The following is a 12213-nucleotide window of genomic DNA, read 5'->3' as shown; positions in this document are numbered from 1 at the left end:
GATTATTTGACAGTTAATTTTCACTTTTTAACAGTGGCAGACTAACAGTAAAAGTCGCACCTTTTCCCTCTCCCGGACTAGTCGCAGTTATCTTTCCATTGTGTAATTCGACTAAATGATAAACGATCGCTAATCCTAAACCCACACCATCTTTAGAAGAAGAGGAATTACTATTGCTATCTTCTTGTCGGTAATACTCAAAAACATGAGGTAAAAAATCCGCAGTAATTCCTTTACCTGTATCAGTAACTCGAATTTGTGCATAACCATTTTCGGAAATACTTGAGCTTTTTTTTGCCAACTTGGTAACAACTGAAAGTTCCACTTCCACCCTGCCACCATGAGGAGTAAATTTAATGGCATTAGTCAATAAATTAGTGATAATTTGCTGCAACCGATTAATATCACCAATAATTTGGACATTCCTATCTGCAATTTTAGATTCTAATTTAACACCTTTATCTTCTGCTAAAAGTTGCAAGCTACTAATAGTTACCTCAATAATATTAGTCACATTAACTGGGTTTAAACTGATCTGTAAATTGCCCCGAATCATCCGTGAAACATCTAACAAATCATCAATTATTTTGTTTTGAACTTGAGCATTACGTTCAATTGTTTCTAATGCAGTTTCCACTATAGCCGCATCAAACTTTCGAGTTCTTAATAAGTTCGACCAACCCATAATAGTAGTTAGCGGAGCACGTAATTCATGAGATACGATCGCCAAAAATCTATCTTTACTTCGATTAGCAATTTCTGCCTCTTCACGAGCCTTCTCTGCTTCTAATAACAGCTGTTTTCGTTCTTCTTCTAACTGCTTTTGCTCGCTAATATCTACAATGAAAGCCACACCGCGATTCCTAGATCCCGGCAAATAAGCACCCGCTAACAGGACTGGCAGACGTTTACCATTTTTGCAGATGTATTCTTTCATGAATGGTGTACAGCAACCTGTTTTTTGTAACTCCTGAAATTTTTCTTCATCTATCTCTTGATATTCCGGCGGAGTAATATCTTGGTAATGAAATTCTCCCGCTATAAATTCTTCTTTACTGTAGCCAATCATCCGGCAGAAAGTTTCGTTACTATTCAATAATTTTCCCGTATTATCCCATAAGATAATTCCAATTATATTCGATTCAAACACACCGCGAAACAATGATTCACTTTGCCGCAAAGCTGCTTCTGTCCGCTGACGTTCGATTAATTCATTAGACATTTGTTGATAAAGTTCTGATTGCTTAATTGCAATCCCAACCTGTGTAGCTAATTGCTGAAGTAAACTAATTTCTGAAAAATGCCACTCTCGGGTTCCTGTACAATGATGAGCAATTAATAATCCCCATAATTTATCATCTTGCAAAATTGGTACTACTAAATTTGCTCTTACCTGAAATTGATTGAGTAATTCGCGATAACAAGGATTAATTTCTTTGTCTAAAATATTACTTTTACTGGTGACTAATCCCTGGTGATAAATTTCCAAATAAGTTTCCATAAAACAGGGGTCATATATACTGGTATGAAGGATAGAATTCCAGCCAGAACCAACAGATTCTGTAACTACAACACCACTACCATCGGTTTGGAAGCGGAAAATGAGTACGCGATCGGTTTGCAAGAATTTTCTTACTTCCGTTACAGTAGTATTAAGTATTTGTTCTAAATCCAATGATTGCCGAATTTGCTGAGCAATTTGATTAACTATTCTTTCCCTTTCTATTTGCTGTCGTCTAGCAATTTCTGCTTCTTGACGGGCGGTAACATCCCGCCAACATACCACCATCCCATCACCTAATTTACTAATTCTGATATCGAAGAATTTTGTTAAATATTCACTACCAAAAACATCGGAATAAATTTGCGACTCTCTAACTAACGGGTTCCCTGTTTCCACCACTTGACAATATTCGGCAAATAATTGGCTTTGATACTTATTTGGGAATACTTCGCAGAGAAATCTACCGATATCTTTGGGTGACATTTGATTACTTGCTAAAGCAGCTGCATTCAAGTAATCAATCCGAAAATCTATTATTTGCCCTGATTCATTCCTGATTGCTGAGTAAATGCCAAAGCAATCTAACATATTTTCTACAGAGGTGTGAAAACGCTCTTCACTTGCCTGTAACTGGCGACGTAATTCCGTATTTTCGATCGCTCCATTAATTGCTAATCTTAAACTATCAGGTGTAATATGTCGTTTAATTAAATAATCTTCCGCACCGCTTTTAATTGCCTTAGCTGCTACCGCTTCATTACCCTGCCCAGTAATCATAATTACAGGCGGAGATTTATCGCCTACCTGCATTTTTAACTGCATTAAAAACTGCAACCCATCTAAATCAGGCAGTAAAAAATCTAACAAAATCCCATCTACTGTTATTGTGCGACATAAAGCCAGAGCATCTTCTGCTAATTCTTCTTCTAAAATGATGTAACTATTCTGTTGATCGGCTTGTAAATATCTGCGATAAGTTTCCCGATCGTGTGCCGTATCATCAACAATTAAAATTGTACGTTGCTGTTTAAGGGACATGGCTAAATATTAAACGTTAAAATTTTATTGCCTTAAAAGAAAAAAATTTGATATTAATAGCGATTATCTTATCAAACAAAAAAGCCCCTGCAAAGGGGCGGTACATACTTAGAAATCACTTTTGATTTACTTACCAATTTTTGGTGCAGAAGTAATTTTCTGAAGTGCCATTGGTAAAGGATTTGTGGGTTGAGGATTGTCAACTAATGTTGGCACTGCTGCCCGCAAACGTGCTGTTAATTGTTGCGTACTGGCATCGTACATTTGAGTGAGAATTTTGGGATAGAAACCAATCCCAATAATGGGAACCAACAATGAAGAAATAATAAATACTTCTCTCGGTTCCGCATCAACTAAAGCTTCGTGTTCTACTAACTCTTTATTTTCCGGCCCGTAGAAGATTTCCCGCAACATCGACAACAGATAAATAGGTGTCAAAATTACCCCTACTGCTGCTAAGAAGACAATAATCACCTTAAAAGTCGGGTTATAAGCATCGCTAGTTGCAAAGCCAACAAACACCATTAACTCCGCCACAAAACCACTCATTCCCGGCAATGCCAAAGAAGCCAAAGCACAAGCAGTCCACATGGAGAACATCTTCCGCATTTTCTGACCAACACCACCCATTTCATCTAACATCAAGGTGTGTGTTCGATCGTAAGTCGCCCCTACCAAGAAGAACAAACTCGCCCCAATTAAACCATGAGAAACCATTTGCAACATTGCTCCACTCAAACCCAAATCGGTAAAGGAAGCAATCCCAATTGTCACAAAACCCATGTGAGAAATTGAAGAGTAAGCAATCTTCCGTTTCAAGTTTCTTTGGGCAAAAGAAGTCAAAGCAGCGTAGATAATATTTACCACGCCCAAAACTACCAACACTGGGGCAAATACCGCATGGGCATCAGGTAATATTTGAGCATTCATCCGAATTAAGGCATAACCGCCCATTTTCAGGAGAATCCCAGCGAGTAGCATATGTACTGGTGCCGTAGCTTCGCCGTGGGCATCTGGCAGCCAAGTGTGGAAAGGAATAATCGGCAGTTTGACGGCGTAAGCAATGAAGAAAGCCGCATACATCCACAATTGGAAGTTGATAGCGAAGTCTTTAGCGGCGAGAGTACGCATATCGAAAGAAACGGTATCGCCGTAAAACGCCATCGCCAAAGCTGCGATTAAGATAAATAGCGAACCGCCAGCCGTGTAAAGAATGAACTTGGTAGCGGCATAGAGACGCTTTTTCCCGCCCCAGATTGCCAGTAGTAAGTAAACTGGAATCAATTCCAATTCCCACACTAAGAAAAACAGCAACATATCTTGGACGGCGAACACAGCTATTTGTCCACCGTACATTGCCAGCATTAAGAAGTAAAACAGCTTTGGTTTCCAAGTTACAGGCCAAGCTGCTAAAGTTGCCAGCGTTGTCATGAAGCCAGTCAGTAAGATGAGAGGCATCGAGAGTCCATCTGCGCCCACTGACCAATTTAAATCAATTTGGGGAACCCAAGCATAGCTTTCAAACAGTTGTAAGCCAGGTTCATTTAAGTCGTACCCAGTGTAGAAAGCGTAGGAAATCAGGGCAAAATCGAGCAGCCCGATAATTAAGGCATACCAACGTACTGTTTTCCCTTCTTTATCAGGGATGAAGGGGATTAGTAGGGATGCTGCGATCGGAAACAGTATGATCGTTGTCAGCCAAGGAAAATTAGCTGTATTCATTGCGAGTCAATATTATTGAGCTATCAAGTCAGTTAAACAGTGATTTTGATTGGACTAAGGATGATAGGCAAGATGCCCATCCTACATCGCCCATATCATTTTCCGCATTAACTTAGCAATTTTGCCTATTTCTTTGGTTTTAATTCCAGACTTTAGGGGTTGGGGACTGGGGACTGGGGACTGGGGACTGGGGACTGGGGACTGGGGACTGGGGACTGGGGACTGGGGACTGGGGACTGGGTACTGGGTACTGGGTACTGGGTACTGGGTACTGGGTACTGGGGAGATGGGGTAGTTTAGAGTTTTCCTCGCCTCTGCCCCTCTGCCCCCCTGCCCCCCTGCCCCTCTGCCCCCCTGCCCCTCTGCCCCTAAGTGACGCTGAAGGCGATGACACCGACTAAGACAGCGGCGAAAACGATGAGGGCGTAGAATTGTGCCCTTCCGGTTTCAAAGTATTTCAGACCTTCGCCGGAAAGTAAGGTGACTAAACCTGTTAAGTTGACTGCGCCATCTACTACTTTTAGGTCTACTTCCATCACTGCCCTAGCTAGGCGACGGCTACCTTGAACGAAGAGGACATCATAAACTTCGTCAAAGTACCATTTGTTTTTGGAAATTTTGTAGAGTGAGGGAATTTTAGCTGCGATCGCACTTGGGTCAATTTTACCTGCCAAATACATCAGCGAAGCCAAAACAATCCCAACTAGAGAAATTGCCACAGAACTACCTGCCATAATCAGGAATTCTGTAAAACCTTCTTGTGCCGCTTCTGCGGGTACTTCCGCAACTAACTCACTCGCTGGATGGATGAATTCTTCAAAGTAATTGTGGAATGGTGTTCCTACTAAACCAACAAACACCGAAGGAATTGCCAATAACATTAATGGCAAGGTCATGGTAATTGGTGACTCATGAGGTTCATGGCTATGACCATGACCTTCATGTGCTTCATGGTCATCATGACCTCCAGCTTCCACAAGAGTCAATTCTTGAGGATTCATCGCCCCAGGGCCAAAAACTAAACCTTGGCTTTGGAGAACTTCCGCCTTAATCGTGTTCTTCACCTCTGCACTATGACCGCGGAATTTACCTTCAAAAGTGCTGAAGTACATCCGAAACATATAAAAGGCAGTGATTCCGGCAGTAATCCAGCCAATTACCCACAAAGTCGGATTAGCCGCAAAAGTAGAACCTAAAATCTCATCTTTTGACCAAAATCCGGCAAAAGGAGGAATCCCGGAAATTGCCAAAGTGCCAATCAAAAATGTAATCGCGGTAATGGGCATAAACTTCCGCAAACCGCCCATTAGTCGCATATCTTGAGCATAAGCTGGGTCGTGACCAACTACTCCTTCCATGCCATGAATCACCGATCCAGAGCAGAGGAACAGCATCGCTTTAAAATAAGCGTGAGTCATGAGGTGAAAGAGTCCAGCACTGTAAGCACCCACTCCCATCGCCATCACCATGTACCCTAGCTGAGACATGGTGGAATAAGCCAAGCCTTTTTTGATGTCATTTTGAGTAATTGCGGTTGTTGCCCCGATGAAGGCGGTTACAGCCCCTGTCCAGGCAATGACATTCATTGCCACAGGGATGCCTTCAAAAACGGGATACATTCTGGCAATTAGGAATACCCCCGCTGCCACCATTGTCGCAGCGTGAATTAATGCGGAAATTGGGGTTGGGCCTTCCATTGCGTCTGGTAGCCAAACGTGCAGGGGTACTTGGGCAGATTTTGCCACTGGACCCATAAACACGAAAATAGCGAGCAATGCAGCTAAACCAGCGGCTAATTGTCCAGATTCTACTGCGGCTTGCAGGCGTGTGCCTGTTTCGACGAAATCAAAGCTGCTGGTTGCCCAATATAAACCGAGTATGCCTAACAATAAGCCAAAGTCGCCGACTCGGTTAACGACGAAGGCTTTTTGACAAGCGTCTGCTGCTGGTTTGCGATCGTACCAAAAACCAATCAGCAGGTAGGAACACATTCCGACGAGTTCCCAGAAGATATATACCTGAATCAGGTTGGAGCTTACTACCAAACCTAACATCGAGGAGCTAAACAAGCTGAGGTAAGCATAGAAGCGAACATACCCCGGATCGTGTGCCATGTAGCCGTCGGTGTAGACCATGACGAGGAAGGCTATTGTGGTCACAATCACTAGCATTACTGCTGTTAGGTGGTCGATCGTATAACCCATCGACAGGTGAAAATTTCCCGCCGATGCCCACTCTAGAGTCTGAGTGTAGGTTGGATGACCAGTAAATTGACTCCAGAGTAAAGCAAAGGAGAGAGTCATTGCGGCTCCCAGCAGGGAGACGATAAACACCGCGTTTAGCTGTCGCAGTTGGTTGGTAAATTTGCTAAATGAAATCAGCCCGATGCCGACTATCATCGCCCCCAACAGTGGCAGGACGGGTATTAGCCAAGCATACTGATATATCAGTTCCATCACTGATGCCTACTTTAAATTATTTAACTTTTTGCTCAAACTGTGAACAATTGTGACACACAGTTGATCGGTTCATCTCACAATAAAATAACCAACACCGATAAATCCGGGTTGGCTTAAGGAAAAATTCAGACAATTGGTAGCCCGGTTCACAAAAAACCTTTCTTGGGAAATAGGCCGTATGGTACATCCTGTTGCGGAAATCACAGAAAGCAGAGGTGAAAATTTGTCCCTAACTTTCTTCTAAGTTTTCCACTTAAGCTGGTAACTATTCGGTTACTTGATCTAGCTGTACTGAATACTTTAAGCAAGAGATCTCCTCATGAATTAGTAGGACATCCGAGAGGTTCTAGCAATTGATAGTTACTAGATTCTGTATAGCTTTGCAAAATCAATTCTAATGCTGTATCCAGGTCGTCTCTCCCCCGAAAATGCTCAAAGCGATAGAGAATTTGACCTGCTTCAAACAACATTAGGGTAGGCAGAGTTCTTAGTCGATAGGTGTTCGCTAATTTGAAATTTTGATCAGCGTTGATGTCTACTAATTTAAACTTGCCTGCCGATTCTATCTGAAAGCGAGTCAACTGGGGGTTAATCAGACGACACAAACCGCACCAAGGAGCCCAAAAATGAACCAGTACTGGTGTGGGAGATTCTAAAACTTCTGGTGTAAACGTCCGCTCGTTAACTGACAGTACCATGACCCTCAAGATGATAACTTATAGATTTTTTTTATCTGTCTTGGGATCATGCTACATCGATTCGGGATCGTCTGACTCAGAAGTTTTGATAAGCAATTTAAGGATTGGGGATCGGTATATCTGATTCAAGTGCCAGGAAACTAAGGGCTGGGCTAAATTTATGTGTTTTGAGTTATGAGTTTTCAGTTAAGAAATTTACTTGTTTGGGGACTGGGGACTGGGGACTGGGGACTGGGGACTGGGGACTGGGGTTAGGGAAAAACTCCCTCTGCCCCTCTGCCCCTCTGCCCCTCTGCCTCCTTCCTTACCAGGCGACTCTAGCGGTGGCGTTAATTAACAGCGGATGGGCCCACCAAAGGAGGAGGATGAAGGCGGCGACTCCTAGATAGGCGGGGCGGAGAAATTCTTGCCATTTGAGGGTTTGTTTTTTTTGGACGATCGCTAAAAATGGCACGATCGAGGTTCTTTCTTTAACAGCGGTGAAGGCTGCGCCGTAACGGGCTAGTAGTCGGCGATCCCCATGCCAGACTCCAAAACAATGGTGTAGAATCAAACCGATTGACGTAACTAGGGTAAAAGTGGTACCAATCCAGATGGTGTGAGCTATGCACCAGATTATCTGTCCGACCATCTGGGGATGTCTGGTGATCCGAATGATGCCTGTTTCGTAGAGGTGTACTTCTGGTTTTTGAATGGCGGCAATTTCCAGTAGGTTAAAGGTTGCAGGGTAGAGAAAGAGGAAAGATACCGCAGATAAAACCCAAACTAAGGGTTTGATTCCCGGTATTCCTTGAACCTGCCACATCTGTAGTCCGTCATATCTATGGTTGAAGAAGTAGATGATTAACACGCTGGCTAGGGGCAAGCTGACTAGGGCAAATAATATGCGGTACATTCTAGGGCCAATTAATTTTTCTCCCCAAGGACGCAATGCTGCTAATCCACTGTGAGCGATCGCAAAACTTAACAACAATCCCAGGATGATTCCGTGACTGGGAGTAAACCAGGTAAATAACATTACAAAGTTTGAAGAAATATCAATCGAGTTAATTACAGTACAAACCATGTCAGAAATTACTTTTAGAAGACTTTTTCTTGGGCAGTATTACTTCATATTTGTGCCTAAGATCTCTAAACTGTATTAGTAATTAAGCGTTTGAGTCAAACCCAAATTTACCGGGTTTGTCGTCTTCTGGCTCCTTTTCACATTCAGGTTTAGCCGTATGACCGACCTTCCTTTTACTTTAGATCAGTTGCGTATTCTCAAAGCGATCGCCGCTGAGGGAAGTTTCAAACGCGCCGCAGATAGTCTGTATGTCTCCCAACCTGCCGTGAGTTTACAGGTGCAAAACTTGGAAAGGCAACTGGATGTACCTTTGTTCGATCGCGGTGGGCGCAGGGCACAATTAACCGAAGCAGGACATCTCTTGCTCAGCTACGGCGAAAGAATTCTCTCTCTTTGCGAAGAAACTTGTCGTGCAATTGAGGATTTGCAGAATCTTCAGGGTGGTACTCTGATTGTGGGAGCCAGCCAAACTACTGGAACCTACCTGTTACCTCGAATGATCGGAATGTTTCGCCAAAGGTATGCAGATGTTTCGGTACAATTGCACGTTCACTCGACGAGGCGCACTGCTTGGAGTGTGGCTAATGGACAAGTTGACTTGGCAATTATTGGCGGCGAAATTCCCTCAGAGTTACATGAGTCTTTACAAATTCAACCTTATGTGGAGGATGAGTTGGCGTTAATTATTCCCGTGATTCATCCTTTCGCAAAGTTGGAAATGATTCACAAAGAAGATTTGTACAAGCTCAATTTTATTGCTCTCGATTCTCAATCGACAATTCGTAAGGTAATCGATCAAGTACTGACTCGTTGCGGGATTGATACTCGCAGGTTGAAAATTGAAATGGAACTTAATTCCATTGAGGCAATTAAAAATGCTGTACAGTCGGGGTTAGGTGCGGCTTTTGTTTCAATTTCGGCGATCGAAAAAGAGTTACAAATGGGAATTATCCATCGATCCAAAATTGATGAAGTAGTGGTAAAACGAATGCTGTCGGTAATTTTTAATCCTCATCGTTACCGTTCTAAAGCAGCAGAAGCTTTTAGTCAGGAAATTTTACCTTTGTTTGCTATGCCTGGTTGGAGCAAGGAAATAGTAGAATCGACTACTAATATGGCTAATTCTCACAAAAACCCGATAGTTTCCGAAACTGGTAAAACTGTTCCGGCTAATGGTACTTAGTTTTTGTTTACGGTTGCCGAAAGCTACAATAAACCATGCACTTTTATGGAACTTTACTGCACCCGTCCAGGTTGTTCTCGTCCTCGGAATAGTTTCGCGGAACTTGATGATTTAATAGTTCTGAAACGAGTGTCCCAAAAGTATTGCACTACTTGTGGGATGCCGTTGATCTTAAGAGATCGTTATTTACCTGGAAAATTGTTGGGAAAAGGAGGTTTTGGGATAGCGGTTTTAGCACGCGATCGCGATACCCCAACTATGCGTAGTTGTGTGGTAAAAGTGTTTCGCCCTGCGGGAAACTTAACTCCTAAACAACTCCAAATTGCTCAAAATTTATTTGCCAGGGAAGCGGAAGTTTTAGAACAATTGGGAAATCAACATCCGCAAATTCCAGATTTATACGCTTATTTTGAGTTAACCATTCAAAATCGAAATTCTGGAGAAGAAGACCGATTTTTTTACTTGGTACAAGAGTTTATCAACGGTCAAACTTTAGAAGAGGAACTGAAACAAAAGGGTAACTTTTCTGAAAATGAAGTGGAAGACATTTTGCAGGAAATTCTCCCAGTTTTGCAGTTTGTACATGAAAAAGGCACGATTCACCGCGATATTAAGCCTTCTAATATCATGCGCGATCGCCAAGGATGTTTGTATTTGTTAGATTTCGGCGCAGTTAAACAAGTAACCAATGTACCTAATTCTGAAAGCTCTCAAAAATCAACAGGAATTTATTCTTCAGGATTTGCTCCTCCAGAACAAATAACTGGTACTCAAGTTTACCCAGCGACAGATTTATACGCTCTTGCTGTCACTTGTTTAACTTTACTTACTGCTAGATATCCAGAGGAATTATATGATTCTTACAACAATCAATGGCAGTGGCGAAATTATGTGCAGGTGAACGATCGCTTGGCTAATATTTTAGACCGAATGCTTTTACCTGCACCCTATCAACGCTTTGCTTCAGCAGCGGAAGTCCTCGCTGAACTTAATAGTAAATCTGCTGCTACACCGATTCAAAATCAACCAACAAAACTCACAATTCAACCACTGCCAAATCCCACTGTTTCTCAACAGGCATCCCCTTTAGCGGCATCGTTACCTCGAAAAAAATTTCGGTTGTGGGAAGTGCTAGCAGGAGCAGCATTTACTGGTTTTGAAGGAGGTTTGCTGTTGATAGCTTTACGTTTTTTACCTGTTTCAGCAGGTGTTAGTATGGGTTTATGGGGAATGATTTTGGCTGGGTTAATTTTTGCTCAAAATCGCCGAGTTATTGAAAAGTTTGATTTATTAATTATTTCTGTAATTACCTTAGCTTTGGTTTGGTTCCTGTTGCGTAGTCAACCTGTAGGACTTATAATTGGAGTGCCAATTTTAGTGGGGTTGCTGGCGATCGCTATTACTACTTTATTTCAGTTAATTTACAAAGTGATTTCCCGGTTTTTTTAAGTGTTAATAGTTGGCAATTTATAATTAAATAGTTTCCTATGTCACAAAAAAACGAAACAGTAACTTTAATCTTTGCCTTATTAATCACTTTAGGATTGCTTGGTGCAATTGCTTGGTGGTTGACTCAAAGTTTCGGTTTTAATATTAACAATTTTAATCAACAAAAACCGGATAGTTCCCCTGTTCAAAACTCAAATTTAAGTAATGACTTTGCCCAAGTGAAAAATGTACCTTCTGGATTATTTAACTATGGAGGTAGTACTTCTTGGGCACCAATTCGATTATTAGTAGACTCGGCAATTCAAGTGGCGCGACCGGAATTTCGACTGCGCTATGTTGACCCGATCGGTAGTCCCCCCGGTTCCAGCATTGGAATTAAAATGTTACTCAATGGTCAAATAGCTTTTTCTCAATCTTCTCGACCCCTATCTGACAAAGAATATGAGCAAGCACAACAACGCGGTTTTCGCTTGCAACAAATTACTGTTGCTATTGATGGTTTAGCGGTAGCTGTTAACCCAAACTTGAATATTTCAGGATTAACTGTTGACCAATTAAGATCTATTTACACTGGCAAAATTACTAATTGGCAAGAATTAGGTGGCCCAAATTTGGCAATTAAACCCTTTTCTCGCCCCAAAGGTTCTGGTGGAACAGTAGATATGTTTTTAGAAGAAATTATTAAGCGGGAAGATTTTCCTACCAATGTGGAACTGATTAGCACGACAACTCAAGCGTTACGAAAAGTGGCTAATACTCCGGGAGGAATTTATTACGCTTCTGCACCAGAGGTAGTGCCGCAGTGTACTGTTAAATCAATACCTATAGGTCGCAAACAAGGCGAGTTTATCGCACCTTATCAAGAACCTTTTGTACCTTTGTCTAAGTGTCCCGATCGACGTAATCAGTTAAACCAACAAGCATTTCAGCAAGGTAGCTATCCGTTAACGCGCAGTTTGTTTGTAATTGTGAAACAAAATGGTCAAAGAGAACAGCAAGCTGGCGAAGCTTATGCAAATTTTTTGCTGACTAGTTACGGTCAGGATCTCATAAAGAAAGCTGGTTTTGTGCCTGTCCGTTAAGTGAAACTCGTC

8 protein-coding genes are annotated in these 12213 nt (G+C 42.1%); 3 read left to right on the top strand and 5 right to left on the bottom strand.

The genetic code is table 11. The features are described 5' to 3' along the window. Nucleotides 1-13: 13 nt before the first annotated feature. The 5 genes from ACE1B6_RS16610 to ACE1B6_RS16590 form a co-directional block, all read right to left on the bottom strand. On the bottom strand, nt 14-2542 hold the full coding sequence (locus ACE1B6_RS16610; RefSeq protein WP_413258365.1) for an ATP-binding protein: 2529 nt from the start codon (nt 2540-2542) through the stop codon (nt 14-16). 126 nt (nt 2543-2668) lie between these two features. After that, nucleotides 2669-4264, bottom strand: coding sequence for a photosynthetic/respiratory NAD(P)H-quinone oxidoreductase subunit D1 (ndhD1, locus tag ACE1B6_RS16605; RefSeq protein WP_413258364.1), 1596 nt, complete (start codon nt 4262-4264; stop codon nt 2669-2671). A 368-nt stretch (nt 4265-4632) separates the two neighbouring features. Next, nucleotides 4633-6720 (bottom strand): NAD(P)H-quinone oxidoreductase subunit 5, encoded by a 2088-nt coding sequence (locus ACE1B6_RS16600; RefSeq protein ID WP_413258363.1) that lies wholly within the window; start codon nt 6718-6720, stop codon nt 4633-4635. A 320-nt stretch (nt 6721-7040) separates the two neighbouring features. After that, nucleotides 7041-7421 carry a thioredoxin family protein gene (locus tag ACE1B6_RS16595; protein ID WP_413258362.1) on the bottom strand — a complete coding sequence of 127 codons (381 nt, stop codon included), beginning with the start codon at nt 7419-7421 and terminating at the stop codon, nt 7041-7043. Between the two features lie 304 nt (nt 7422-7725). Then, on the bottom strand, nt 7726-8487 hold the full coding sequence (locus ACE1B6_RS16590; RefSeq protein ID WP_459563044.1) for an NnrU family protein: 762 nt from the start codon (nt 8485-8487) through the stop codon (nt 7726-7728). Between the two features lie 157 nt (nt 8488-8644). On the opposite strand from ACE1B6_RS16590, the gene ACE1B6_RS16585 reads away from it, so the two are divergent. Genes ACE1B6_RS16585 through ACE1B6_RS16575 form a run of 3 tightly spaced genes read left to right on the top strand, consistent with a single transcriptional unit; the run spans nt 8645 to nt 12201 of the window. Continuing rightward, nucleotides 8645-9670 (top strand): LysR family transcriptional regulator, encoded by a 1026-nt coding sequence (locus tag ACE1B6_RS16585; protein WP_413258361.1) that lies wholly within the window; start codon nt 8645-8647, stop codon nt 9668-9670. Nucleotides 9671-9715: 45 nt separating this feature from the next. Beyond that, nucleotides 9716-11119 carry a protein kinase domain-containing protein gene (locus ACE1B6_RS16580; protein ID WP_413258360.1) on the top strand — a complete coding sequence of 468 codons (1404 nt, stop codon included), beginning with the start codon at nt 9716-9718 and terminating at the stop codon, nt 11117-11119. A 38-nt stretch (nt 11120-11157) separates the two neighbouring features. Next, nucleotides 11158-12201, top strand: a complete 1044-nt coding sequence (locus ACE1B6_RS16575) for a PstS family phosphate ABC transporter substrate-binding protein (protein WP_413258359.1) — start codon at nt 11158-11160, stop codon at nt 12199-12201. Nucleotides 12202-12213 lie beyond the last annotated feature (12 nt).

The sequence above is a fragment of the Floridaenema fluviatile BLCC-F154 genome, assembly GCF_041929135.1.
Classification (GTDB): domain Bacteria; phylum Cyanobacteriota; class Cyanobacteriia; order Cyanobacteriales; family Aerosakkonemataceae; genus Floridanema; species Floridanema fluviatile.
This window is presented reverse-complemented; position numbering and strand designations above follow the sequence as displayed.

Coding starts and splice junctions, on each gene's coding strand:
- ACE1B6_RS16585 (WP_413258361.1), top strand. CDS start 8,645: ATGACCGACCTTCCTTTTACTTTAGATCAGTTGCGTATTCTCAAAGCG.
- ACE1B6_RS16610 (WP_413258365.1), bottom strand. CDS start 2,542: ATGTCCCTTAAACAGCAACGTACAATTTTAATTGTTGATGATACGGCA.
- ACE1B6_RS16580 (WP_413258360.1), top strand. CDS start 9,716: ATGGAACTTTACTGCACCCGTCCAGGTTGTTCTCGTCCTCGGAATAGT.
- ACE1B6_RS16600 (WP_413258363.1), bottom strand. CDS start 6,720: ATGGAACTGATATATCAGTATGCTTGGCTAATACCCGTCCTGCCACTG.
- ACE1B6_RS16575 (WP_413258359.1), top strand. CDS start 11,158: ATGTCACAAAAAAACGAAACAGTAACTTTAATCTTTGCCTTATTAATC.
- ACE1B6_RS16595 (WP_413258362.1), bottom strand. CDS start 7,421: ATGGTACTGTCAGTTAACGAGCGGACGTTTACACCAGAAGTTTTAGAA.
- ndhD1 (WP_413258364.1), bottom strand. CDS start 4,264: ATGAATACAGCTAATTTTCCTTGGCTGACAACGATCATACTGTTTCCG.
- ACE1B6_RS16590 (WP_459563044.1), bottom strand. CDS start 8,487: ATGGTTTGTACTGTAATTAACTCGATTGATATTTCTTCAAACTTTGTA.